Annotated in this window: 22 protein-coding genes and 3 pseudogenes; 8 read left to right on the plus strand and 17 right to left on the minus strand. The window is 60.1% G+C overall.

Annotated elements, in window-relative coordinates; all coding sequences use genetic code 11:
• Positions 1–8 precede the first annotated feature (8 nt).
• The 7 genes from QMO82_RS33535 to QMO82_RS33565 form a co-directional block, all read right to left on the minus strand.
• Positions 9–1,913, minus strand: coding sequence for an ABC transporter substrate-binding protein (locus QMO82_RS33535; protein WP_183608950.1), 1,905 nt, complete (start codon positions 1,911–1,913; stop codon positions 9–11).
• Positions 1,914–2,095: 182 nt separating this feature from the next.
• Positions 2,096–3,604 (minus strand): alpha-N-arabinofuranosidase, encoded by a 1,509-nt coding sequence (locus QMO82_RS33540; RefSeq protein WP_183608951.1) that lies wholly within the window; start codon positions 3,602–3,604, stop codon positions 2,096–2,098.
• Between the two features lie 209 nt (positions 3,605–3,813).
• Entirely contained in the window at positions 3,814–4,740 is a 927-nt protein-coding gene (locus QMO82_RS33545) for a transcriptional regulator (RefSeq protein ID WP_179874030.1), read from the minus strand.
• Between the two features lie 169 nt (positions 4,741–4,909).
• Positions 4,910–5,626, minus strand: a complete 717-nt coding sequence (locus QMO82_RS33550) for a hypothetical protein (RefSeq protein ID WP_183609069.1) — start codon at positions 5,624–5,626, stop codon at positions 4,910–4,912.
• 329 nt (positions 5,627–5,955) lie between these two features.
• The gene (locus tag QMO82_RS33555; RefSeq protein WP_183608952.1) at positions 5,956–6,147 is read right to left on the minus strand and encodes a hypothetical protein; all 192 of its coding nucleotides are present in this window, start codon (positions 6,145–6,147) and stop codon (positions 5,956–5,958) included.
• Positions 6,148–6,160: 13 nt separating this feature from the next.
• The gene (locus QMO82_RS33560; protein ID WP_183608953.1) at positions 6,161–6,358 is read right to left on the minus strand and encodes a hypothetical protein; all 198 of its coding nucleotides are present in this window, start codon (positions 6,356–6,358) and stop codon (positions 6,161–6,163) included.
• 267 nt (positions 6,359–6,625) lie between these two features.
• Positions 6,626–7,042, minus strand: coding sequence for a MarR family winged helix-turn-helix transcriptional regulator (locus tag QMO82_RS33565; protein ID WP_246807258.1), 417 nt, complete (start codon positions 7,040–7,042; stop codon positions 6,626–6,628).
• 258 nt (positions 7,043–7,300) lie between these two features.
• On the opposite strand from QMO82_RS33565, the gene QMO82_RS33570 reads away from it, so the two are divergent.
• Together QMO82_RS33570 and QMO82_RS33575 are read left to right on the plus strand one after the other, a co-directional pair.
• On the plus strand, positions 7,301–8,053 hold the full coding sequence (locus QMO82_RS33570) for an SDR family NAD(P)-dependent oxidoreductase (protein WP_183608955.1): 753 nt from the start codon (positions 7,301–7,303) through the stop codon (positions 8,051–8,053).
• Positions 8,054–8,132: 79 nt separating this feature from the next.
• On the plus strand, positions 8,133–8,651 hold the full coding sequence (locus QMO82_RS33575; RefSeq protein ID WP_246718345.1) for a hypothetical protein: 519 nt from the start codon (positions 8,133–8,135) through the stop codon (positions 8,649–8,651).
• Positions 8,652–8,745: 94 nt separating this feature from the next.
• Here QMO82_RS33575 and QMO82_RS33580 read toward each other — a convergent pair whose 3' ends face one another.
• The 4 genes from QMO82_RS33580 to QMO82_RS33595 form a co-directional block, all read right to left on the minus strand.
• The gene (locus tag QMO82_RS33580; protein ID WP_183608956.1) at positions 8,746–9,699 is read right to left on the minus strand and encodes a sulfonate ABC transporter substrate-binding protein; all 954 of its coding nucleotides are present in this window, start codon (positions 9,697–9,699) and stop codon (positions 8,746–8,748) included.
• Positions 9,700–9,861: 162 nt separating this feature from the next.
• Positions 9,862–10,890, minus strand: a complete 1,029-nt coding sequence (locus QMO82_RS33585; protein WP_183608957.1) for an NADP-dependent oxidoreductase — start codon at positions 10,888–10,890, stop codon at positions 9,862–9,864.
• Between the two features lie 226 nt (positions 10,891–11,116).
• Complete coding sequence (locus QMO82_RS33590) at positions 11,117–11,668, minus strand: OsmC family protein (protein ID WP_183608958.1); 552 nt, start codon at positions 11,666–11,668, stop codon at positions 11,117–11,119.
• Between the two features lie 73 nt (positions 11,669–11,741).
• Positions 11,742–12,671, minus strand: coding sequence for a TauD/TfdA family dioxygenase (locus QMO82_RS33595; protein ID WP_183608959.1), 930 nt, complete (start codon positions 12,669–12,671; stop codon positions 11,742–11,744).
• A 273-nt stretch (positions 12,672–12,944) separates the two neighbouring features.
• Here QMO82_RS33595 and QMO82_RS33600 point away from each other — a divergent pair.
• Positions 12,945–13,351 (plus strand): annotated as a pseudogene (locus tag QMO82_RS33600) (carboxymuconolactone decarboxylase family protein).
• A gap of 66 nt (positions 13,352–13,417) precedes the next feature.
• Here QMO82_RS33600 and QMO82_RS33605 read toward each other — a convergent pair.
• Genes QMO82_RS33605 through QMO82_RS33615 form a run of 3 tightly spaced genes read right to left on the minus strand, consistent with a single transcriptional unit; the run spans position 13,418 to position 16,724 of the window.
• Entirely contained in the window at positions 13,418–14,479 is a 1,062-nt protein-coding gene (locus QMO82_RS33605) for an amino acid ABC transporter permease (protein ID WP_183608960.1), read from the minus strand.
• Positions 14,476–15,657 carry an amino acid ABC transporter permease gene (locus QMO82_RS33610; RefSeq protein ID WP_272784776.1) on the minus strand — a complete coding sequence of 394 codons (1,182 nt, stop codon included), beginning with the start codon at positions 15,655–15,657 and terminating at the stop codon, positions 14,476–14,478. Before QMO82_RS33610 ends, QMO82_RS33605 begins: the two co-directional genes overlap by 4 nt.
• Positions 15,658–15,680: 23 nt before the next feature.
• Positions 15,681–16,724: an amino acid ABC transporter substrate-binding protein gene (locus QMO82_RS33615; protein ID WP_183608961.1), complete on the minus strand. Its 1,044-nt coding sequence runs from the start codon at positions 16,722–16,724 to the stop codon at positions 15,681–15,683.
• Positions 16,725–16,905: 181 nt separating this feature from the next.
• Between QMO82_RS33615 and QMO82_RS33620 the strand changes: the two are divergent.
• Positions 16,906–17,094: pseudogene (locus QMO82_RS33620) on the plus strand (hypothetical protein); the annotation flags it as partial.
• 30 nt (positions 17,095–17,124) lie between these two features.
• Positions 17,125–17,484 carry a hypothetical protein gene (locus tag QMO82_RS33625; protein ID WP_183608962.1) on the plus strand — a complete coding sequence of 120 codons (360 nt, stop codon included), beginning with the start codon at positions 17,125–17,127 and terminating at the stop codon, positions 17,482–17,484.
• An 81-nt stretch (positions 17,485–17,565) separates the two neighbouring features.
• Here the strand turns inward: QMO82_RS33625 and QMO82_RS33630 are convergent, their stop codons facing one another.
• The 3 genes from QMO82_RS33630 to QMO82_RS33640 all read right to left on the minus strand — a co-directional run bounded on the left by QMO82_RS33630 (position 17,566) and on the right by QMO82_RS33640 (position 21,407).
• Positions 17,566–18,888, minus strand: coding sequence for an O-acetylhomoserine aminocarboxypropyltransferase/cysteine synthase family protein (locus QMO82_RS33630; RefSeq protein WP_183608963.1), 1,323 nt, complete (start codon positions 18,886–18,888; stop codon positions 17,566–17,568).
• 499 nt (positions 18,889–19,387) lie between these two features.
• Positions 19,388–21,016, minus strand: a complete 1,629-nt coding sequence (gene groL / locus QMO82_RS33635) for a chaperonin GroEL (RefSeq protein ID WP_183608964.1) — start codon at positions 21,014–21,016, stop codon at positions 19,388–19,390.
• Between the two features lie 103 nt (positions 21,017–21,119).
• The gene (locus QMO82_RS33640; protein WP_183608965.1) at positions 21,120–21,407 is read right to left on the minus strand and encodes a co-chaperone GroES; all 288 of its coding nucleotides are present in this window, start codon (positions 21,405–21,407) and stop codon (positions 21,120–21,122) included.
• A gap of 399 nt (positions 21,408–21,806) precedes the next feature.
• Here QMO82_RS33640 and QMO82_RS33645 point away from each other — a divergent pair, with 399 nt between their 5' ends.
• From QMO82_RS33645 to QMO82_RS33655, 3 genes and pseudogenes are all read left to right on the plus strand, one after another.
• Positions 21,807–23,432: an ABC transporter substrate-binding protein gene (locus QMO82_RS33645; RefSeq protein WP_246718346.1), complete on the plus strand. Its 1,626-nt coding sequence runs from the start codon at positions 21,807–21,809 to the stop codon at positions 23,430–23,432.
• Positions 23,410–24,363: an ABC transporter permease gene (locus QMO82_RS33650; protein WP_183608966.1), complete on the plus strand. Its 954-nt coding sequence runs from the start codon at positions 23,410–23,412 to the stop codon at positions 24,361–24,363. The genes QMO82_RS33645 and QMO82_RS33650 overlap by 23 nt, the downstream gene beginning before the upstream one ends.
• Positions 24,360–25,211, plus strand: a pseudogene (locus QMO82_RS33655) (ABC transporter permease); the annotation flags it as partial. The gene QMO82_RS33650 and the pseudogene QMO82_RS33655, both read left to right, overlap by 4 nt.
• Between the last annotated feature and the right edge of the window lie 18 nt (positions 25,212–25,229).

The following is a 25,229-nucleotide window of genomic DNA, read 5'->3' on the forward strand; positions in this document are numbered from 1 at the left end:
TGGGAGGATTATTTCGGTTGTGCCGGCTTCAGCTTGACCATCATCAGCCTGGAGTTGGCCCAATTCGGCACCGGATCGGTATAGGGATCCGATATCGTCGGATAGCCGGTCCAATAGGTCGTATCCATCGAGGTGAAGACGTTATAGGACATCAGCGGGATCGTCGGCATTTCCTTGGCCACCAGCTTCAGATAATCCTTGCCGAGCTCGACGCCCTTGGGATCGTCGGCGCTGATGCCGCGAATGCTTTCGATGATCTTGTCGAGCTCCGGATTGCTCCAGCGCTGCCAGTTGCGCGGCGGCTGGTTGTCACCCTTCTTCGCCACGAACTGCGAGTGCCAGCTGTCGAGGAAGAAAGACAGGTCGGGATCGCCGCCCCAGGTCTCGACGCTCCAGGCGATCGCCACCTGGAAATCGCCGGGCTGCAGCGCCACCTGCCACAGTTTCGCGGCAGGTACGGCTTTGGCGTCGATGCCGAAGGCCGCCCATTGCTGCGCAATCAGGGTTCCGGCGCGGGTGAAGACCGAGCGCGTGTCGCCTTCCACCGTCATCCGGATCTTGAAGGGCTGTCCATCAGGGGTCAGCCATTTGCCGCCGGATTTCTTGAAGCCTGCCTTCTCAAGCAGTTCGCCGGCCGCCTTCGGATCCGGTTTCCACCAGCCATAGCCGAAGGCACCGCTGATCGCCGCCGGGTCGGTCGGGATCTGGTCCTTGAACTTCGGCTGCTTGCGCAGGATATCGGCGATCTGCTGGCCGATCGTCGGATCGTACGGCTTGATCTTCTGTTTGCCGGTATCGATCTCGAAATCCTTCAGCCAATCCTGCATCGGCGCCTGATAGTCTTTCATCGTGGCCGCCGTCGGCGGCACGCCGAGCGCCGAGAGCGTCGCCGCCCCGCGGTAGCTCGCCATGTCGACGGCCTTGATGTCGATCAACAGGGCAAGCGCCCAGCGCACATCGGCATTGTCGAATGGCGGATTCTGATTGTTGAAGATGACCGCGGGCAGCGTCGGATCCGGATGGGCAAAGGGGAAGCCCGGGAACCAGGTCTCGATGGTCTTGGATTTCTCCTTGAGGGTGAACATGCCCTCCGGCGTATTGTCGTGAATGATATCGAGATTGTGCTCGAGCTGGGCGATGGTGCGTTTATCCGGCGGGCCGGGATCGGTATAGGTCACATATTTCGGGGCCGGCTCGCCGAAACGGGCAAGCGAGGTCCGCTGCCAGTCGTCGCGCTTCTCCCAGGTATACCATTTGCCCTGCGGATCGTAGGACTTCAGCTTATAGGCGCCGAGCGAGACGGGATTGGCGAAATCATAACGAAGCGGATCTTCGACTTTCTCGAACACGTGCTTCGGCATGATCCAGGCGCCGTTCCAGCGCACGGTGAAGATGGCGTGGAAGCGCGAATTCGGCTTCTTCAGCTTGAACACCACGGTCTGGGGGTCGGTCGCCTCGACGCTTGCCACCTGCACCGAGAAGGCAGCACTCCAGATCATGCCGGGGTGATCCATCTGCGTCTTGACGGTATAGACCACGTCATCGGCCGTGAATTCGACGCCGTCGCTCCAGAAGAGCCCCTTGCGCAGTTTCACGGTCATCTCGGTGAAGTCGGCATTATATTGCGGCTTGTCGGCGGCCAGCGAATTATCCCAGGTGGCGCCGCCAAGCCCTTGTTCGGGGTCGATATACCAGAGCGTATCCATGGTCAGCTGCTGCAGGCCGGTGGAGACACCGCCGCCGCCATTGACCCAGATGTTGAACCAGCCGGGATTCTTGATCGTCCCTTCCGGATTTTCGACGATGAGCGTCTCCTTGCGCGGCAAGGAGGTGTAGTCATCGGCTTTGGCCGCCGCCGTCAGGCCGAGTGCGGCCAGCGCGACGCCAAATGCGAGCCTCTTCCACTGTTGCATGAACTCCTCCCTAGAAAGCGACGATACGGCGGCCGCTGGGGCACGCATGGGCATGTCGCGGTTGTCGGTTCGCAGACGCATCAGGGCTTTAGGCCCGAGGCTTCGGTGAACCATCCCTCCGGCTCGCCTGCCTCCTCGCAGTCGAGCCGAATTGCTTGAGCCGGACTATCCGGCGGCGGCTGTCACACCGACAGCCGGATGACGTTGTAGGACAGCGGTTTCAGCGCCGCCCGCACCCGTCCGTCCTCGATCTTGGCAGTCTCGACATTGACGGGAGCGACCGTCTTCGGCTGCCGAGCCGTATTGACGGCTTCGAGATCGCCATGGGTCATCTCCACCTGCTCGATCAGGCGGGCGCCGGCAAAGCCTTCCAGCCGGACATCGAGATCGAGCGCCGTATCGGGATGGCGGTTGACGGCAAAGAAGGTCAGCGACCTGCCGTCTTCGGAATGAACCGCCGAGACGTCGAGATAGGGAACGTCGTTCTCCTCGTCGCTGTCATAGGTCGGACCGTCGACGACCAACTGCAGCGCCGTTCCGCGGCCATATCGGGAGGCGTAGTAGAAGGGATAATAGATCGTCTGGCGCCAGGCCGCACCGCCGTCTTCGGTCATGATAGGGGCGATGACGTTGACGAGTTGGGCGATGCAGGCGATGCGCACCCGGTCGGAGCGGCGGATGAAGGTGTTCAGGATGCCGCCGACCTGCAGCACGTCCTCGAAATTATAGACGTCTTCCAAGAGATGCGGTGCATCCGGCCACTCGTCGCGCGCCAGGATCTCCTTGTCCTGCTGGTTGGAATGATACCAGACGTTCCATTCGTCGAAGGAAATGCCGATCGTCTTCTTCGAGCGTTTCTTCGCCTTGATATAGTCGATCACGCCGCCGATCGTGGTGATGTAGCGGTCGAGCTTGGTGGCGCGGGCGAGATAGTTGAGGGTGTTTTTCTCGCGGTTGGCAAAATACATATGCAGCGAGATATGGTCGGCGCTGTCATAGCACTGCTCGAGCACCTGGGCTTCCCAATCGGGATAGGTCTTCATATCGGAATTGGACGAGCCGCAGACCACGAGTTCGAGCGACTTGTCGAAGCCGCGCATGGCTTTGGCCGTCTCATCCGCCAGCCGGCCATATTCATAGGCCGATTTGTGGCCGACCTGCCAGGGGCCGTCCATCTCGTTGCCGAGGCACCACAATTTGACATCGTGCGGATTGGACCAGCCGTGCTTGCGGCGCAGATCCGACCAATAGGTGCCGCCGGGATGATTGCAATATTCGAGGAAATTGCGGGCGGCGTCGAGGCCGCGCGATCCCAGATTGACGGCGAGCATCGGCTTGGTATTGGCCTTCTTGCACCAGTCGACGAATTCGTTGACGCCGATCTGGTTGGCCTCGCGGGTGCGCCAGGCGAGATCGAGGCGCACCGGGCGCTCGGAACGCGGGCCGACGCCGTCTTCCCAATTATAGGCCGAGACGAAATTGCCGCCGGGATAACGGCAGTAGGGCGTATCGAGTTCGCGCACCAGATCGAGCACGTCGCGGCGAAAGCCGTCCTCGTCGGCTGTCGGATGTCCGGGCTCATAGATGCCGCCGTAGATCGCTCTGCCGAGATGCTCGAGAAACGAGCTGTAGAGCCTGGCGTCAATGGTCGCGATGCGGAAATCGCGGTGGGCAACGACATTCGTCTTCAACGGATCCTCCCGTTTATGTATCAGAATTTTTGTTTTCTTGCCCTTAACTTGATATCAGGAATGTCGTGCTGTCAACCAAGTCGCATCTTTAATCATACTAATGCGATTTTCAGAAAAATCGTTTTATTACAGTAGTTTGATATATTTCAGATGATGCTGATGTGAAAAAGAAGTGCAATATTGAAATCAGGATTTCCGATATCGTTTGCTCAGACATGCAGCCGCATGATGATGTCGCGGCCATGATTTCCGAAACCGCGGCCAAAAATATTGACGCCGCCGGTATGGCCGGCATTTTCGCCGATGCCGACCCTGAGCCGGATGGAGGAATGCTGGGCAAGGGCGAGATCGCTGAGCGTGACATTCGAGGCGGCGATGCCGTCGATGAAGGTGCCGCGCGTCGAGATCCGCCAGGTCTTCATCGTCCCGTATTGCGAGCCTTCGAGCTTCCACCAGGCCGGCGTGAAGGCGCCGCGCTTGTCGCCGTAATCGCCCGGCGACGTCCAGGTGCCGATCGCCATGCCGTTGACCCAGAGCGTGATGTCGGAGGGCCAGTCCGGATTGGTGCCGGGCACCTCGGACGACAGCTCCAGCGAAAATTCGATGGCGCGGATATCCTTGTTCAACACCTTGGCATTGTTGGGGAATTTATATTCGACATAGCCCCTGCCGAACCACACCAGCCCGGCCTGCATGCGCTGCGGATCGAGGAAATAGTCGGGCACATCGAGTGGGCCGATGACACTTTCGGTGGAGCAGAGACCGCAGGGCGCATGCACATCGCAGCTGGTGTAAAGCCCGACCGGCATCTCGACTTCGATAATATTGTTCGCCCTCTGGGCGGCACTTTCCTCGAAGCTGATCAGGATTTCGCTGTAGATCGCCGAGCAGATCTTCTGGTTTCCCTTGCGCGCCTTGGCCAGCTGCGAGTCGACCAGCCGGGCGTCTTCCAGGATCTGGATGCCGGTGGCGACGGTGGATTGGGGGAGGGAAAGGGCCCGCGCGATATCATTGATATTCATCGGCCCCTTGGCGCAGAGCAGCTTGAGAATCTCGATCCGCGCCGGTGCCGAAAGCGCCCGTATTGCCTCGCTATTCTCGCCGGCGGCGATCGTCAAAAACGAACGTTCCATCATTCCCCCATATGACCCGATGAAATGATGTATATCGGAAATAATGATACATCAAGGGAGGAGCGCTTGCCGTTTGATGATTGCCGTCGAAATTGACCGCGATCAGGGCGCTTGCGAGAGTGGAGAAGGCCTAGAGACGGTCAGCGGCTTGCGCGGGGCCGCCCGCACGGTCTCATTGGTCGCGGTTCCAGCCTTTGCTTTCAGCGGTCTTGGCGACGAGGGATGCATAATCCCGGCCGATCTCGTCGAGCTTTTTCACCAATTCGCCGTCCGCTCCGCCGAGCAGGCTTTGATAGTCCTCGCCTTGTTTCGACTTCTCCCAATCATTGCCGATGAAGCGTGCGGTTGCCTTGCCGGAGGAAGACACTTCCGGTTTCGGATCGGCAAACGATGCGGCGGTGCGTTTCAGGCCCTCCTGGAAGGCCGCGTCATCAAGGCCGCTGTACGGCTTTCCTTCGGAATTCGTTACATTGAGGAAGATCTGCTCATCTCCGAAGGCGGTGTAACCGCCGCCCAGGCCTTTTTTCGTTGCGTCCGCCGCCTCGAAGAATTTCTGCGCGACGGTGGCGTTGAGGCTGTCTTGGGGAAAGCGGACGACGACAAAGCCGGTTTTGCCTGTCGTATCGTCAAGGCGGGAGGCAAGGACGCTATATTGACGGAAGACGTAGCCGAGCGAACCGGCAAGCCGATCAGCCGTGGCGTCATCGAGATCTCCCTCGGTCTGAAGCGACGCATTGGTTTTGAGCAGATACCCGCCGGGTGTTACCTCTGTCTCCAAGGCCTCGGGGTCGAGGCCATTGGCTGTGATGATCTTCGGCACGATCTCTTTGAGCACTTCGGCGGAAAATGTCGCTCGATCGTCATAGCTGGCCTCAGCAAGCCGCGGCAGATGGAAGCCTGCGGAAGGGGTTGCCTCGTAGGACAGAAGCACCTTTTCGGCTGCCAGCGCCGTATGCTGGAATGCAAATGGAATGGTAACAGCGAGAACGGCTGCCCTCACCATGGTTCGCAATGCCGGGGTTGCCTGGGCGAAAAATCTGTTTTGCATGCAATATGGTCCTGGTTGAACGTGACAGCGTCTTTGTTGTCGATCCCGCCGACCTGACGGCTGAGAGATGGAGCTTGTGGCTGTTTGCCTGTGGGCGCATGCCTGATTGGGTGGCCGCCTGCAGCGTCAATGTGCGGAGGGATTGAGGGGCGGCGGCCTCGGCCTGCCCTTCAATAGCGATGCCGGTAGTGGCGTGACGAAATTTCGCTGCAGAGGTCGGCGCATCGCGATTGGAGTTCCCGATCCGTGCCGTCCTCGAAATGGTCGTCCAGCAGCAGGGCGCGATACTCTCGGGCAAGCAACCGCGTTTCGAGATCGTCGCGCAGCGCCGAGAGCCGGAAGAATTGGCGTAGTCTGCCCATGATGTCTCTCCGATCAGGCCGCGCGACGAACGCCGGGCTGTGGCGCCGACATCAGTGTGTGGATTGCCCTGAGCACGTCCGACGGCGAGGCAAAGTGCTGGCCGTCGAGGTCATGCACATGAAACTTCACGGCGATGAATTTCAGCGAGTCCTTGTCGGGAACGACGATACCGACGGGAACGCCGGCGTATTCGATCACCTGTTTGACCATTGCAACCATCCGATAAATCGGCCCTTTGGCGAAGCGCATTCGGGCAGGGGCACAGATATAGTCTATCGATTTAATAGATTATATCTGTGGGCGATGGGGATGACCATTCCGATCGATACCAAATGAATCCCGTAATCGGAGAAAATAATTCTAATATACACGTAGGACGGCGCATCGCTGCGTCGATGCCTTCTTCCCAAGGGATCCGCAAGGTTGCGCTCGGCGTCTTCGTCATCGCGCAGCCGGAATTCGTTGCGAAACCTCTGGCTAAGAGCCCGACCTTCCCGTCTTGCCTTCGCGCTTTTCGAGATGATGGAGAAGCCGCCGCAGAGTGTTCGACAGGGCGGTGATCTCCTCGTCGCCCAGTTCTGCGACAAGTGCATCCTCATGGCGGAGAAGGGCGTCGACGGTCGTCTCGACCAATTCCTTGCCTTGCGGTGTGAGTTCAATCCAGACGGCCCGTTGATCGCCGGCCGTCGAACTTGGCCGGTTGTTATGATCGTCGGTGGTCATGGCGCGAGCGCTGGTACTGCGAACCAACCCGGCAGCCTCTGCTCGCTCGACCCGCTGTGTGATCGCTCCCTTGCTCACGCTGCAACGGGCTGCCAACTCGCTTACCCGAAGCCGATAGGGAGGGCCGGATCGCCGGAGATTTGCCAAAAGATCGCGGATCGCCGGTTCCATGCCCAGTTGGTTCATCGTCCGGCGTCGATCGTCAGAAAGCAGTTTTGCGATGCGCCAGATGCGAGTGATGACACCGATTGACCGGACCGGCAGGTCCGGCCGCGCGACCGCCCATTCTCGTTGAATCAGATCGGTTTCGTCGGGGGCGGCTGCTCTTTGCAGTGCCTCGTTGTGGCTATCATTGTTTGACATATATATTGTTTAGATCTAAACATAACCTGTGTCAAAGATCTTTCCATCCAGGAGCAAGGCCCAAAAATGTCGAGAACCGTTGTCATCACCGGCGGGGCTTCGGGCATCGGACGCGCTTGCGCCATCCATTTTGCTGCCGAAGGCGATCGTGTTTTCATAACCGGGAGACGCGCCGCCTTGCTGGAGGAGGTGGGAATTGCAGTCGGAGCGACAGCCGTCGCCTTCGACGCCTCGGACCCTCTGGCAGTCGCCGAAGCCCTCGACAGATTTCCGGCCAAAGTCGATGTGCTCGTCAATTGCGCGGGCGGCAATACCGATCTGGCGCGCCCGGAGTCACGAGACCCGATGGCGACACCGAGGCCGGCGGATAGGTTAGGCCAAATTGCCGCACGCTGGCGTGCAAACTTCGACGCCAACGTCTTGTCGGCCGTCCTTGTGACGGAGGCGATCGAAGATCGTCTTGCCGAGAACGCGCGCATCGTCACGATCGGATCGATTGCCGGTCGTACCGGCGGAGGAGGGTCTTACGGGGCGGCCAAAGCGGCGATCGAAGCATGGACCAGCGATCTGGCACGTTCACTCGGGCATCGGCACATCACCGCCAATGTTGTCGCGCCAGGGCTTATCGAGAGCACGGAGTTCTTTCACGGCAAACTGACCGACGCGCGCCGCGCGCACCTCGTTGAGGCGACCTTCACCAAACGGGCCGGACGGCCAGACGATGTCGTGGCTACTGTGGCCTTTCTCGCCTCATCGGGAGCCGGACACATCACCGGCCAGGTCATACCGGTCAATGGCGGCGCGCACCTGGCGCGGTAGTGCTGCCGGTTTCGCAAAATTCCTGACTTCTGCTATGCGAAGGGTTCGTTCGGCGAGGTGGAGATACACGGGTTCTCCAATGCGTGAGCTTCAAGAGTTGGCGGCATATCACGAGGCGGGTCATGCCGTGACGGCATGGACCCAGCGGCTTACGATTTACTCCGCTTCGATCGCGGCGGACCCGGAAAACGCCGGATATGTGATCCATCAGGACAGCCTGAGACCGGGCGACCTGAGTTTCAGTCCTCAATCAGCACGGACGCGTCTTGCCGCCGAGCGGAATATCCGGGTGGCGTTGGCCGGGGAGATTGCGCAAAGGCTTTTTGATCCTTCCAGCGTGGACCACAGGCACAGCGCAAATGATCGTCTCGCTGTGAATACTCTGTTGGTCACCCTCCATGGCGCCATGCACCGGAGCCTGATCGATGCTCATCTCCAATTGCTGGAGATTGAGACGAAGCTCATCGTCAGCAAATACTGGTCGGTAATAGAGGCAGTTGCGTCCGAGCTGCTGCGGCAAGAGCGGCTGACGGGCGCACGGCTGCGGCGCGTGATCACCGAAGTCACCTCCCGATGGCGGCTTTCGAGAAGTGATTAGCGGCTAGCGTGAGATTCGACACCATGGCCGAATCTCACGAAAGGCCTCGCCGGCTTTTCGCCGGAGGCGGCAGCTCAGATCTTGACGATAAGCATCACGCCTTGCCCTTGCGGACAACGTCCGCAATCGTCACCTGCTTGGGAATGAGTTTGAGTTTGAAAAAGGTGTCGGCGATGCTCTGCTGTTGCGCGACGACAGTGTCATCCAGGCTTTTGACCCCGTAGGACTGGCGCTCGAGCGCCTTGACGAGCACAGGTTTGGGGATGCCGACCGATGGTGATAGCTCCGCAGCCGCAGCCGCGGTGTCGGACTTGGTCCATTCATCGATCTCGGAAATAGCCCCGATCAAGACATCGATCGCCTCGGCGTGGCCGTCGACCAAGGTCTTGGTGCCGAGATAGAACTGGTGATTGGGAACGATGCCCTCGCCGTTTCTGAGCTCGCGCGCTTCGATCGCCACTTCCGCCGCTGCCTGGAAGGGATCCCAAATGACCCACGCATCGACCGCGCCCTTTTCGAAGGCTGCGCGGCCGTCGGCCGGGGCGAGGAAGGTTGGCTCCACATCCTCATAGGTCAAGCCGGCTTCTTCCAGCGCCTTGACGAGCAGGTAATGCACGTTCGAGCCCTTGTTGAAGGCGACCTTCTTGCCCTTCAGCTCCGCGACTGATTTGATGGGGCTGTCCTTCGGAACAAGGATGGCTTCGCCGCGCGGGGCGGGCGGCTCGTGGGCGATGTAGACGAGCGGCGCGTTCGCGGCCTGGGCGAAGATCGGCGGCGTTTCGCCGGTCGATCCGAAATCGACGGCACCGGCGTTCAGGGCCTCGAGCAACTGGGGACCGCCCGGAAATTCGGTCCATTCAACCGTATAGCCGATGGATTCCAGTTTCTTCTCCAGCGTCCCCTTGCCTTTGAGAAGCACCAGCGTTCCATATTTCTGGTAGCCGATACGCACGACCTTATCAGCCGCGCCGGCCAGTCGAACATGCGTCAAAGGTGTCGCGATGGCGCCTGCCACCACCGCTGTGAAAGCGCGTCTTGTGATCTTCATCATAGCCTCCGGAATGAGATGAGGCTAAATTAAAGCGTCTCTATATTTTTCATAGAATATACGTGCTCCGGCATCCGCTTCTGCGGGATTCGCTTTTTTGTTCTGTTCCGGCAGCGAGCAAAAAGAACCGCACCTGGCAAGAAATCACGCCAGGGCGATGTTTCACGGTGCGACGCGCACGATCAGCTTTCCGAAATTCTTGCCTTCCAGAAGGCCAAGGAAAGCCTCCGGAGCTGTTTCAAGTCCGTCAACGATATCCTCCTTATACTTGAGCCGCCCTTCGGAGATCCACGCTCCGGCCTGGTGATAGAAGTCAGGACGCTGATCGGCAAACTCGCGCTGGATGAAGCCGCGGATGGTGAGACTTTTCCGCAGGATGGCACGCATCACCGCAGGAAGCTGATCCCCTCCGCTCGAGACAGAGGATCCCTCGTTGTAATGCGCGATGAGCCCGCAGACCGGTATGCGCGCGAAGTCGTTCAGCAATGGAAACACCGCGCTCCAGACATGGCCGCCGACATTCTCGAAATAGACATCGATGCCGTTCGGACAAGCGGCGGCGAGTTGTGCCGGAAAATCGCTCGAATGGTGGTCTATGGCGGCATCGAAGCCGAGCTCCTGGTGTACATAGTCACATTTCTCGGATCCGCCTGCGATTCCGACGACACGCGCACCGTTAATCTTTGCCATCTGCCCGACTGCCGAGCCAACCGCGCCGCTCGCTGCCGCAACCACAAGCGTTTCGCCGGCTTTGGGTTTGCCGATGTTGCGAAGCCCGGCATAGGCCGTGAAGCCGGGCATTCCAAGAATGCCGAGTGCCGTCGTGACCGGTGCGGTTTCCGGATCGAGTTTCCGCAAGTCCGTCCCATTTGAAATCGCATAGCTCTGCCAGCCGGAATGCGACAGGACGATATCCCCCGCCTTGAACGCCGTGTTGCGGCTGCGTGCGATGCGCGCAACCGTGCCCCCTTCCATCACGCCGCCGATGTCGACCGGCTTGGCATAGGACTTGGTGTCGTCCATGCGGCCCCGCATGTAGGGATCAAGGGAAAGATAAAGCGTCTGGAGAAGAACCTCGCCCTCGGTGAGCTCCCGGACCGCCTCCCGCTCGAGCCGGAAATTCGCCGCCACCGGCTTCCCGGACGGGCGCGATGCAAGAACGATGCGGGTGGCAACGGGTTGACCGGTCATGGATGCGTTCCTCTTCTGATTCTGATGTACTAGGAATTTGGCCATCAGGGCCGTAGTGGCGCAGATGGCGCGCAGCCCCGGTTTGTCGACCGTGCGTTTGCCGCGGCGCCCTCGGAAATCGCTCATCGAGCTCGATTTTGCGAGCGGCGCCGCCGGCACGGAACCGATGGTTTCCGCAAACGAGACGAAGTCAAGAGCACGTGCCGGCGCATGACGCCATGGGCTATCAGTCGGCGCTTGCTGTGTGGTGACCGGGTTGCCGGTGATCCAACTGCCCGCGCACCTCGTTGCCGCGCTTCAGGAGATTGAGGATCGGGCAGAGTTTTTCCACGGTCGCCTGCAGTCTGGCGATATCGGCGGTACTTGCGGGAGAGACCAGCGTGACGATGTAGCTGATGTCCTGGGGATAGACGGGAATATCTTCATGTCCTTCCGCGCCGGCGCGCGGATCGATCGTGGCGGAGACTTCCGCGTGCAGCGATTCCAGCGGTACGCCCTGGTCGGATGCATGGATCAAAAAGGTGTGGGTCAGGCAGCTCGAAAGCGCGCCGAGAAGCAGTTCCGGGGACGACGGACCCAGATTGTAACCGGCGAAATCGGGCGGGCTGTCGGAAATGACCTGAAAATCCCGAATTCGGATGCGCCGCACGCCGCTGCGGCCCTCGGCGCTCGCACTGGCTTTCAAGGTGACCGCGCTGAGTTCGCCCGTTTTGACGCGCGCCCGCCGATCGAGGAGCGCTTCGCGCTTTTGCCGGAGGTATTCATTCAAAGTTGTCATTGCTGCTGGTATTCCTTGTTGTCGAACCGGTGCCGGGATAGCCGAAGCGGATGGCCGTTCGGCTATCCCGCGCTCAGGCGGCCTTTGCTTTCGGCTTGGCGGCCTTGACGTGGGTGACGCTGCGGCGGCCGTCGACACTGACGGGGACGTCGCCGTCAACGGTGGCGCGGCGCACGACGCGGTGCTGGTCGCCGTAGTCGTTGACGGCGTAGTGCTGGGTCGCGCGGTTATCCCAGATCACGACATCCCCGGCTCTCCAGCGCCAGCGCACGGTATTTTCCGGGGCGGTGACGTAGGACTGGAACACTTCATAGAGTTTGGCGGAGTCGCTCTTCGACAAGCCGACCAGGCGCTGAACGAAATTGCCGAGCAGCAGCGATCTCTCGCCGGTTTCGGGATGGACACGCACGACCGGATGTTCGGTCTCGTAGATGGTCGAGGTGAAAACCTCCTCGAAATGCTTCTTCTCTTCAGCGGTGGCGCGAGGGCGCACGGCTGCGTAGTCATAGGCATTGCTGTGAATGGCCCATAAATTGTCCGCCAGCAATTTGAGCGACGCCGGCAGGCTTTCATATGCGGCATGGGTGTTGGACCAGATCGTATCGCCGCCGGCTGCCGGGATGACGACGCCGCGCAGGACCGAGAATTTCGGATAGGCATCCACGAAGGTGACATCGGTGTGCCACTGGTCCGCCCTGCCGCCGCCGCGGCTGGAATCGAGATTGAGGATGGAAGCCGTGCCGGCCACTGGACCCTGGGTTGGATGGGGCACGAGGTCGCCCAGGCGGCGTGCGAAGGCTTCCTGCTCGGAATCGTCAAGATGTCCCTGATCGCGGAAGAAGATGACCTTGTGTTTCAGGAGAAGCTGGTTGATGGCTGCCACCGTTGCGTCCGAAAGCTCTCCGCCGAGGCGGATCCCCCTGATTTCGGCTCCGACACGGCCGGTCAGCGGCACGACATCGGACTCGGGAATGATCTGATTGACGAGAACTGGGTTGCCCATGGAAATCTCCTGGTTGATTTTGGAAGAAGGCGGCAAGTCGCATGCACCGGTGAGCAGCCACCGGGGGTTCGAAAATCTCATCGCGAGTGTTCACAGGGCTATGGAACAGAATAATCTATAAAATCTATAGACAAAAATTTCTAATTTTGCCGGCTTCCCCGAAACAGCTGCCTTCGATATTTCCCTGTTGTCGGTGAATTCTCGCCTGCCGAAGCAAGCGAAGAAAAGATCATGTTTGCGGCCGTTCATTGCGGCCGCCGGGAGGAACTTTCGATGGCAACAGTCAAGCTCCTGTCGGACCAAGAGGCTGCGGCCATTCCGGCCGTTCAAGCCGTGTTCGACGACATCAGGGCGACGCGCAAGACCGACTTCATCAACAACTTCTGGCGCGCGCTTGCGAACGATCCTGCAAACCTCAAGCGGGTATGGGAACATTGAAATCGGTCATGACCGTGGAAGGCGCGATCGATCCATTGACGCGCGAGATGATCTATATCGCGGTGTCGACGGCGAATGCGTGCCAGTATTGTGTTCAATCCCATACTGCAGCCGCCCGTGCGCGCGGCATGACGGATGCTCAGCATGGCGAACTTCTGACGATCATCGGGCTCGCTGCGCAGACAAATCATCTGGCGCTTGCCATGCAGGTTGCCTCGGATCCGGAATTTGAGGTCCGGTAAGACCCGGCTCGGGATGGGGTCGCGACGCGAGCTCGACTGATAATGGAAGCGACCGGCTCTTCGATGTCATTGCCTATCGGCGCGAAGCCGTCGCTCCAGCCAGAGGCTGTATCGCGAGGCGCCATAACTGATGGCGAAATAGATGCAGGCAACGAAAATGAAGGTCTCGGTATAAAAGCCGAGCCAGTTTGGGTCCGTGGCGGCGGTCTTTGCCGCATTGAGAAGATCGAGGATGCCGATCACGGCAAGCAGAGCGGTGTTCAGCAGGATGCCGATGGACAGATTGACGATCGCCGGAATGACGGCGCGCAGCGCTTGCGGCAGGACGACCAGTTGCGCTGTGCGCCAATAGCCGAGACCGAGGGAATAGGCGGCTTCCGTCTGTCCCTCAGGGATCGACTGCAGCCCGGCGCGAATGACCTCAGCCAGATAGGCCGAGACGAACAGGCTTATGCCGATTTGCGCCCGCAGCAATTTGTCGACCAGCGCATCCGTCGGCAGGGCCATCGGCACGATCAGCATGGCAACATAGAGGACGACGATCAGCGGAACGCCGCGCAGGCATTCGATGAAGACCACCGCGAGCGTGCGCAGGATTCCCATGGAAGAGCGACGCGCAAACGCCAGAAGCAAGGCGACAGGGAAGGCGGTGGCAAGCCCGATCACCGAGACGAGGATCGTGATCGGCAGCCCGCCCCATTGGCTTGAGGGCACTGCCGGCGGCAGCAATGTTCCGGCCATCAGCAGCCACGCCAGCGGCACGACGACAAGCCAGAGCATGAGCAGCTTCAGGCTCCAGAAACTTGGCCTGGTGGAAATGAACAGCAGGATGCCTATCCCGAGAATGACCAGGGCAGGGCGCCATTGCAGGGCAGGCGGGTAGAAGCCGAAGATGATGAAGCGAAACTTTGCCGCGACAAAGGCCCAGCAGGCGCCGTCGCCCGCCGAACAATCCTGCGCCGATCCCGCCCAAACCGCGTTGCCGACAGCCCAATGCAGGAACGGCACCAGGAACCATGCGACGACGGCAATGCAAAGCAAGGTAATGACAGTATTGCGCCTGTTGTCAAAGAGACCGGCGGTCAGTGGCCGCCGGCGCTTGGGAAGAACAACCTGCAGTTCACTCATCGCCGGCGCGCGTCCCTCAGCATGATGCGGCGGTTATAGATGTTCATCAGCGCGGAAACTCCGAGGTTGAGCGTCAGATAGGCGACAGCGATGATGGTGATCGCTTCCAGGGTCTGGCCTGTCGTATTGGCGGTCGTATTGGCGACGCTGACCAGATCCGGAAAACCGATGGCGACAGCCAGGCTCGAATTCTTCGTCAGATCGAGATAACTCGACGTCATCAGCGGCGTTATCACCCGCAGGGCCTGCGGCAGCACGATAAGCCGCATGATATGCCCGGGCCTGAGGCCGAGCGCGCGCGCGGCTTCCCATTGGCCGTTGCCGACGGATTGAATGCCGCTTCGCACGATTTCGGCGATCGTTGCGGCCGAATTGAAAATCAGGCCGGCAAGGAGTGTGGCAATTTCCGGTGTGAGGGATACGCCGCCGCTGATGTTGAAGCCGCCCCTTACCGGCAGCTCGATGGAGACGGAAACGCCCGCCGCCCAAGGCACGGCAACGAAGACTGCGACGGCGACTGCGGTCATCCGGCTGGCATAGAGGCGCTGGCCGAAGAACCATCGGCGCGAAATCGAGATGGCAATTCCCGCGGCAATGAGCGCTGGGGGTAGCCAGATGAGCGGCGAAGGGCCGTCGAAAAGCAGGCGCGGCAGAAACACCCCGCGATTGGACAGGAAGAGGCTTTCGGAAAGCGTGATCGCGCGGCGTGGCGCCGGCAGGCTGTGAAAGATCGCACTCCAGAGAAAGAGCTGCAGAAGAAGCGGCGTGTTCCGAAAGACCTCGACGTAGCTGCGCACGAAGGACGACAGGACCAGGTTTCCGGACAGCCGGGCGATGCCGAGCAAGATCCCGAGAATTGTTGCCAGCACGCAGCCGAAGAAGGCGACGTTGATCGTATTGACCAGTCCGGCCAGCAATGCGCGGCCGTAGGTATCGGAAGAGGAATAGGCAATCAGGCTCTCGCCGATTTCGAAATTCGCCCGCTGATGCAGGAAGGCGAAGCCGGGGTTGAGGCCAAGCCTCTGCATGGTTTCCACGACATTGCTGCCGAGGCGCCATAAAACGACGGCCAGCAGCAAAAGAAACACGGTCTGAAAGAATGGCGCAGGCCCCAGCCACCTGCGGACGGAAGCCGGAAAACCGGGCTTGGAAAAGCCCGGTTCGGATCGATCGTTCAATGTTTGCTGCGGCACGGATGATCTCAGCGGAACGGCGGCGAGTAGATAAGGCCGCCCTTTGTCCAGAGCTGATTATAGCCGCGCGCGAAATTGAGAGGCGTGTCCTTGCCGACGTTGCGCTCGAAGATCTCACCGTAATTGCCCACCGCCTTGACGATGTTGTAGGCGAATTTCGGATCGAGGCCGATGGCTTCGCCGAGCGACGTATCGACGCCGAGAAAACGCTTGATCGCCGGGTCATCGCTCGTCAGGAACGTATCGACATTGTCCTTGGTGATGCCGAATTCTTCAGCCTGGATGGTGGCGTAAACCGTCCAATTGACGATTTCGAGCCACTGATCGTCGCCGGCGCGGACAGCCGGAGCCAGCGGCTCCTTGGAAAGCCGCTCGGGCAGCAGGATATAATCGTCGGGTTTCTTGAGCTGCGTGCGCTTGGCTGCAAGATCGGTCGAGTCCTGGGTCAAAGCATCGACACGTCCGGTATCGAGCGCCTTGGTAAATTCGCTCGTCTCCTCGATCGTAACTGGCGTGAATTTCTTGCCGGTCTTGCGGAAGAAGTCGGCGATGTTGAGCTCGCCCGTCGTGCCGCTTTGGACGCCGATCGTTGCGCCGTCGAGATCTTCGCCCTTGGTGATGCCGAGATCCTTGCGGACAAGCAGGCCCTGGCCGTCATAGAAGACCACCGGACCGAAATGGAAGCCGAGCTTGAAGGCGCGGGTGACGGTTTCGGTGACGCCGGAAAGCAGGATATCGAATTCACCCGCCTGCAGCGCCGGCAGACGCTGCTGCGGCGAGGAGTTGGTGAATTCGACCTTGTCAGGATCGTTGAAGACCGTCACTGCGAGCGCCCGGCCGAAATCGATGAAGAAGCCCTGCCAGCGGCCGTTGCTGTCAGGCGTGAAGAAGCCCGGCGTCGTGCCGACGCCGACCTTGATGAGACCGCGCTCCTTGATCTTGTCGAGCGTCTGGCCGGCCTCGGCGGCAACCGGCAACAAGATGGCAGCGGCAATCGCTACCGCTCCGGCAGCCGCCCTCAGCTGCCGATGAAAAGTGGAAATCGCTTTCATGAAATGCTCCTAGAAGTTCGTCCCCAACCGCAGGCGGATCGTGCTTGGGAGGATCGAAATCCGCCTGCAGAGACGGAATGTAAGTATATTTAGTCTATAGAGTAGATAGATTATTATAAAGCGATGCCTGTTTTTAAAACGCTTTGCTCAAAATGGCGGCGGCGGCATGGCTCAGGGCGCGGTCGGGAACGCTCGTCGTGTTTCGGCCGTGCGCTGGGGAGTGGCCGGCAATATCGTGATGGCCTGGATCGTCACGATGCCGGCGGCTGCAGCAATATCCGCGGCGTTCTACGGTCTCGCCTCAGCCTTGATGGACATGGTGACTATGCGCCAAGAGCGGACGTTGCGCTGCTTCAACCAGTGTGAATAATGACGCCTGACGCATTTTCGAAGGTTGAGGGTGGTTATCGATTTGTTGGAGCAAACGCGGCTAGGCATCCCTATTTTGCAACATGAATGGCCACTGCCGATAAAGGCGTCGCACTCGGGGCGCTTCGTGGACTTGGTGCCGCTTTCCGGCGATCACGCTGACGATCTTTGGCCTTCGGTCGCCGAGGCCCCTGATAGTTTTACTTACTTGAGGTATGGTCCATTCGACGATCTCAACCGGCTTCGGATTTTACTGGACGATCTTTCAACGCGAAGGGATCAGCCATTCTGGGCGGTGATACCGAAACAAGGCTCAACGCAGGGCTGGCTGTCGGCAAGCAATTTCGATGAGCGTGGTCAGCAGATCAACAAGCTAAAAATGCCCGGATGATCCCTTTGTTTGCCCGCTTCGGCCTGAAAGAAAACGGGCCGCCACAGTTACTTGTGCGGCGGCCAGTCAGGATTTCGACGATCAGGCAACGTTGCTGTTAGCGCTGAGACCAGAGGCTGCATCGAGGCCACGCTCGATGTCCTCCAATATGTCATCGATATGTTCGATGCCGATCGAAAGCCGGACATAACCCGGTGACACGCCGCTTGCCAGTTGCTCCTCGCCGGAAAGCTGGGAATGCGTCGTTGTCGCCGGATGAATCGCCAGGCTGCGTGCATCGCCGATGTTGGCAACATGATAAAGCAGTTCGAGACTGTCGATGAAACGACGACCGGCCTCGAGGCCACCCTTCAATTCGAAGCCCACCAGGCCGCCATACCCACCCTTGAGGTACTTGTCGGCCCGCTCGCGCCACAGGCCGGTCTGCGTGGACGGATGGATGACCTTCGACACCTCCGGCCTTTTGGCAAGATAATCCGCGACCAGTTGAGCGTTCCTTGCATGGCGCTCGATGCGCAACGGCAAGGTTTCGATGCCCTGGATGATCTGAAAGGCATTGAACGGCGCAAGTGGAGCGCCGAGATCGCGCAGGAGAGTGACCCGTGCCTTGATGATATAGGCAATCGGCCCCAGGGGCTTGACTGCCTCCGTCCAGATTGCGCCATGATAGCTCTTGTCGGGCGTGTTCAGGGCCGGCTGCCGATCGGGATGCGCCGCCCAATCGAAGTTGCCGCCATCAACGATCAGTCCGCCGATCGACGTACCGTGGCCGCCCAGGTATTTCGTTGACGAATACACCACCACCGCCGCGCCGTGATCGAACGGACGTGCAAGCAGAGGTGCTGCCGTGTTGTCGACGATCAACGGAATCCCAAGTTCGCGCCCGATGGCGGACACTTCCGCGATGGGAAACACGGTCAGCTTCGGATTCGGAAGCGTCTCGGCGTAATACGCCCTCGTGCGATCGTCCGTTGCGCGGCGGAAATTCTCCGGATCCGTCGGATCAACGAACCGTACCTCGATCCCCTGATCCTTCAACGTGTTGGCGAACAGGTTCCAGGTGCCGCCGTAAAGATCGGTCGAGCTGACAACATTGTCTCCGGCCTTGGCGAGGTTCTGGATGGCGAAAGCTGAAGCAGCCTGCCCCGATGCCAGAGCCAGCGCTGCCACGCCGCCCTCGATGGCGGCCACCCGCTGTTCGAGCACATCGACTGTCGGATTGCCGATGCGGCTGTAGATGTTGCCCAATTCCTTGAGGGCGAAAAGGTTGGCAGCGTGTTCGGTATCGCGGAACTGGAACGACGTCGTCTGGTAAATCGGAACGGCCACGGCGCCGGTGGCGGGATCGGCACGCCATCCCGCATGAAGTGCCAAGGTTTCTGGACGGGTTGATTTGAGGGTCATAAGATCTCCAAGGAAGGGCGACTGCTTTCCGAAGATTGTCTATGTCTATAGTTTTTGTAGAGTAACGAATTTCCAATTTTGGGGATTCTATTGGAAATTGCATTTCCCAAGCCGGAGCCGCTCAGGCATCGACTTCGAAGCTGTATGGCTTTCTCGTAATCGACGTGCTCAGGGAGGCACTTTCTATGCGACAAAAAGAAGGGCTCCCACCATGACGGCGGAGCCCTTAAGGGATGAAGGTCAAAAACCTCCAGAGGGGAACAGCCAACGCAACGCAGCCGGGAGGAATGCTGCGTCGAACGCGTCAACTGCGAAAATCATGCGGTTTCCAAGTCTTATGCGCGACACATCGACATCCGATTTTGTCGGGCCTTTTGATATATCCATCCAAGATTCCGCGGAGGCATAGGAAAATCCAGCGATCTCTGTGTGGACGCTCGGCGCGGATCATTGAAGTCGCCGACGAAATGCTTCGTCGGCGACCATTCACATCTAGACTTTAGTAATCGAAACCGCCGCCGGGTGCTGCCGGCACGGCAGCCTTCTCCTTCGGCAATTCCGCGATCAGGGCTTCGGTGGTCACCAGAAGGCCAGCGACGGAGGCGGCATCCTGAAGGGCGGTTCGGACCACCTTGGCAGGATCGACGATCCCTTCTTCCAAAAGGTCGACATATTTTTCCGACTGGGCGTTGAAACCGAAGGTCGGAGAGCTGTTTTCGAGGACCTTGCCGACGACGATCGAACCCTCGGCGCCGGCATTTTCGGCAATCTGGCGAATCGGCGCTTCGAGCGCCTTCAGAAGAATATGAATGCCGGCCTGAATGTCGGAGTTTTCGTTCTTCAAGGTTTCGACTGCCGCCTTTGCCCGAAGCAGCGCCACGCCGCCGCCCGGCACGATGCCCTCTTCGATCGCGGCGCGGGTCGCGTTCAGCGCGTCATCGACACGGTCCTTCTTTTCCTTGACCTCGACCTCGGTGGAGCCGCCGACGCGGATGACGGCAACGCCGCCCGCGAGCTTTGCCAGCCGTTCCTGCAGCTTCTCGCGGTCGTAATCGGAGGTGGTCTCCTCGATCTGCGTCTTGATCTGCTGGACCCGCGACTCGATCTCGACCTTGGCGCCGGCGCCATCGACGATGGTCGTATTTTCCTTGTCGATGCGGATCCTCTTCACGCGGCCGAGCTGATCGAGCGTGACATTCTCAAGCTTGATGCCGACATCTTCGGAGATCACCTGACCGCCGGTGACGATGGCAATGTCTTCCAGCAGCGCCTTGCGACGATCGCCGAAACCGGGGGCCTTGACGGCGGCGATCTTCAAGCCGCCGCGCAGCTTGTTGACGACGAGCGTCGCCAGAGCCTCGCCTTCGACGTCCTCGGCGATGATCAGCAGCGGCTTGCCGGTTTGAACGACCGCCTCGAGCAGCGGCAGGAGCGGCTGCAGGGAGGCGAGCTTCTTTTCATGGATCAGGATATAGGCATCCTCATACTCGACGATCAGCTTTTCCGCATTCGTGACGAAATAGGGGCTGAGGTAGCCGCGATCGAACTGCAGGCCCTCGACCACGTCCAGTTCGGTTTCGAAGCTCTTTGCTTCCTCGACGGTGATGACGCCTTCATTGCCGACCCGGCGGACGGCTTCGGCGATGATCCTGCCGATTTCGCTTTCGCCATTCGCCGAGATCGTGCCGACCTGGGCGACCTCGTCTGAGGAGGCGACCTTGCGGGAGCGTTCCTTGATGCTGCGAATGGCTTCGGCAGTCCCAAGATCGATGCCGCGCTTCAGATCCTGCGGGTTGAAACCGGCAGCGACCGCCTTGGCTCCCTCGCGGACGATGGCCTGGGCCAGCACCGTCGCAGTGGTGGTGCCGTCGCCGGCGAGATCGTTCGTCTTGGAAGCGACCTCGCGCAGCAGCTGGGCGCCGAGGTTCTCGAACTTGTCCTCGAGCTCGATTTCCTTTGCGACGGAAACACCGTCCTTGGTGATCCGCGGGGCGCCGAACGATTTCTCGATGATGACATTCCGTCCCTTGGGACCGAGCGTCACCTTGACGGCATCGGCCAGAATATCGACGCCGCGCAAAAGGCGCTGGCGTGCATCCGCGGAAAACTTAACTTCTTTCGCAGCCATGAAAACTTCCTTTCTAGAGCAATTCCAGGAAAAGTGCGGCGGGTTTCCGTCCGGAATTGTGTAAAAAACAAAAACTTAGAGCGGTTCTCCGCGCTAAAAGCGATTACGCGAGAACGCCGAGGATGTCGGCTTCCTTGAGGATCAGCAGGTCTTCGCCGTCGATCTTGATCTCGGTGCCGGACCACTTGCCGAAAAGCACACGGTCTCCGGCTTTGACATCGAGCGGCGTCAGCTTTCCGCTGTCGTCGCGCAGTCCCGGGCCGACGGCGACGACGGCACCTTCCTGCGGCTTCTCCTTCGCCGTATCGGGGATGATGATCCCGCCTCTGGTCTTTTCGTCGCTGTCGACGCGACGGATGACGATGCGGTCATGCAATGGGCGAAATGCCATTCTTTCGTTTCCTTCCTGTTTCGGCGTGGTCGTTGTGGGCCTGGCAGCACTTCACCAAGGCTGCCAACAATGTCCCAAGCCGCGGGCTGTTTCGCAAAGACAGCTGATGCGCGAAATCCGGCATCCGGGAAAAGGCATTTTAATTTTCTACAAAATTAGTAGATTAATTTGATCGCGCCGCGGAAGTCAGGCTTCGCCAGGCCGACGAAGAGGCCAGCCTTTCCAAGGTCGATGAAAAGATTTCCGCGAAACGGATTTTTTCATCCGCGGGCACAAACGCACCAGAATGCCTTTAGTCTATAAATTTAATAGACAATATATGCTCACGCGCTGATTGTTCGCCGACATATGAACGGACATCGAGCCGGATCTGAAGCATCACCAATTCTGGGACCAGATATGACGGTAAAGCCTTTCAAGACATTCCCGAGACGAAATCCCATCGCTGTTGCGCTGGCATTTTCCCTTCTCGCATTTGCAGGCACGCAGGCGTCTGCGGCCGAGAGCGCAACGCCGGTGGAAGGCGGCACGCTGACCGTCGGGCTCGCCACCGACACGGCGATCATAGATCCTTCGATAACCGGCAGCTCGATTACCGCCGTCATCACCCGAAACCTCGTCGATTCCCTCGTCGGGCAAGCCGAGGACAATAGTTTCGCGCCGTGGCTGGCCGAACGCTGGGAGATCGACGGCGACAACAGCGTCTATACGTTTCATCTCAGGCAGGGCGTGACCTTCAGCGACGGCACGCCGCTCGATGCCGCTGCGGTCAAGTATAATTTCGACCGGATCCTGGATCCGAAGACGACGTCGAGCTACGCAAAATCGCTGCTCGGCCCGGTCGACAAGATCGAGGCGGTCGATGCCGGCACGCTCGTCATCCACTATAACAAGCCTTTCGCGCCGCTGCTTCAGGGGCTGAGCCTGCCCTATCTCGGGATTCAGTCGCCGACCTATCTGCAGAAGGCGACGAGCACGACCAATACGGTTGTCGGCTCCGGCCCCTATATTCTCGAAAGCTTCGTCAAGGGCAGCGGCAGCAAGCTCACGCGCCGCGCCGACTACAATTGGGGGCCGGGTTATGCCAAGCACACCGGCCCGGCCCATTTCAACGGCATCGACTTCAAATATCTGCCGGAGTCATCGGTTCGCCTCGGTGCCTTGGCAAGCGGCCAGGTTCAGGCGATCGACGAAGTCCCGCCCGCCAATTACCGTTCCGTGCAGGGCGATGAGAAGCTTCAGGTGGTGACCAGGGAGAACCCCGGCGTCAACAGTTCCTATTTCCTCAATACATCCAAGGGACCTTTCCAGGACGCCAAGGTCCGCCAGGCCTTCCAGAGCGCCGTGAACGGGGCGGCGGCGGTAAAGGCAGCCTATCTCGGCACGCTCAAGCCGGCCGACAATATCCTCGGGCCGTCGACGCTCTATTACGATGCCGGCGTGGCCGGCACCTGGGGCTTCGATCTCGCCAAGGCAAACAAGCTGCTCGACGAGGCCGGCTGGACGAAAAAGGATGCTGAGGGAATTCGCACCAAGGACGGCCAGCGCCTCACCGTGCATTATGTCTATGACAGCGCTTCCGTCGGCGCATCGAACGTAACCCTTGCGCAGGCGGTGCAATATCAGGTGCGTCAGGCCGGGTTCGATTTCCAGCTCGATCCGGTCGACGCCGGCGGCTATACCGCCCGAGCCAACAGCAATGATTACGATCTGGTTTCCTTCTTCTATGTCAGGGCGGAACCGGACATATTGCGTACCGTGTTTCATTCGGCCTACGTGCCGCCGAACGGATCCGATTACGTCCGCGTCACCAGCCTCGATGAGAAACTGAGCAAGGCCATCGGTGCAAGCGATGCGGAGCGGAAGCAGCTCTATGGCGAGATCCAGTCGGAGATCGTCGGACAGGCCTATGCGGTGCCGCTGTTCGTGGCGGCCTACCAGCTCGGGGCGTCGAAGAAACTTCACGGCCTCAGCTGGGCAACAAACGCAAAGCCGCTCTTCTATGATGCCTGGCTCGAGCCGTAACGTGATCCGCGCCGGCTTGAAGCGGCTCGGTGTCGTCGTTGCGGTGCTCTGGGGCGCCGCAACGATCGCCTTTGCCGCCGTCAAGCTCATTCCCGGCGATCCCGTCTCGGTGCTGTCGGGTGGCGAGAACGTCGTCGATGCGGCTGAGCGCGCCGTGCTGACGCAACAATACGGATTGGATCAGCCGCTTTACGTGCAATATGCGCGTTATGTGCTCAGTGCCCTGACCGGTGATTTCGGTGAAAGCTACCAGTACCGCCAGCCGGTGACGGAGCTCATCTACGGGGCGGCGGGGCCGACATTGCAGCTCGCCGGCAGTGCGATTTTCATCGCCTTGATCCTGGCGTTGAGCATTGCGCTCGCGACCGCCGGCCGGCGCAGGGGGATCGCCATTGCCGTCTCGGGGATCGAGCTGGTCCTCCTCAGTACGCCCGTCTACTGGATCGGCATCGTGCTGCTGTCGGTCTTCAGTTTCCGGCTGCAATGGTTTCCGGTGACGGGCAATGCCGGCTTTTCCGCGCTGGTCCTGCCGGCCATCGCGCTCAGCCTGCCGCTGGCGGCGCTGCTGACCCAGGTGCTGCGGGATGGCCTGGAGGAAGCCCTGCTTCAGCCCTTTTCGCTGACGGTTCGCACGCGCGGCGTCGGCGAGACGGCTCTGCGGCTGCGGCACGGTCTGCGCCATGCCGCCCTTGCCGCCTCGACTTTGACGGGAACCCTGTTTGCAAGCACGCTCAGTGGCTCGATCCTCACCGAGACGGTGTTCGGCCGCTCCGGCATCGGGCAGATCACCCTGCAGGCCATCAAGACCCGCGACATGCCGCTCGTTCTCGGGCTGGTGATGCTGTCCGCCTTTGTCTTCGTCATCATCAACCTTCTGGTCGATGCCCTCTATCTGCTGATCGATCCGCGCCTGCGAAGGAGTGCAGCATGAGCAGTACGGAATTGTTCGACACGGTGCTGCGCGGCCGCACGGCCGCCGGTTCTCGCCGCAGGCATCCCTGGCTTGCGCCGGGGCTGCTGCTGCCGCTCGCCGCGGTCGTCATCCTCGCTTTTGCCGTCTGGGCGCCGCAATGGTTTACGGCGTTCGATCCGGACGCCATCGACACCAATGCCATCCTGGAAGCGCCAAGTGGCATTCACTGGTTTGGAACCGATGAACTGGGACGCGATCTCTTTTCCCGCATCGTCTACGGAACATCGCAGTCGTTGACGATTGGGATCGGCGCCACGCTGATCGCCTGTTTCGGCGGCGTCATTCTGGGGACGGCGGCGGCCCTGTCGCCGAAGCCGGTGAGCCGGCTTCTGGTCCGGGTGATCGACATTCTTCTGGCCTTTCCGGAAATACTGCTGGCGCTGCTGGTGATCGCCGTGCTCGGGCGCGGGCCGCTCAACACCCTGCTGGCCGTCGGCCTCTCCTCCATCGCCGGTTACGCCCGGCTGATCCGCTCGCAAGTCCTGCAGGTCAAGCTCTCCGGCTATGTCGAGCATGCCGTGGCGATCGGTGAACATCCCTGGACGATCATCATCGAGCATATCGTGCCGAACGCCGTTCGGCCGCTGGTCATTCTCGCGACGATCGGCGTCGGCGCCTCGGTGCTGACCGCCTCGGCCTTAAGTTTTCTCGGCCTCGGCGTCGTACCGCCTGCCGCCGAATGGGGAGCGCTCTTGGCGAACGGCCGCAATTTCATCGACATTGCTCCCTGGACAAGTCTGCTGCCGGCCACCGTGGTCGCGGTCTCGGTGATTTCGATCACTCTTGTCGCCAGGCGATTGCAGACGCTTCTGGCCCGGGGGGGA

The organism is Rhizobium sp. BT04 (assembly GCF_030053135.1).
Lineage (GTDB): Bacteria > Pseudomonadota > Alphaproteobacteria > Rhizobiales > Rhizobiaceae > Rhizobium > Rhizobium binxianense.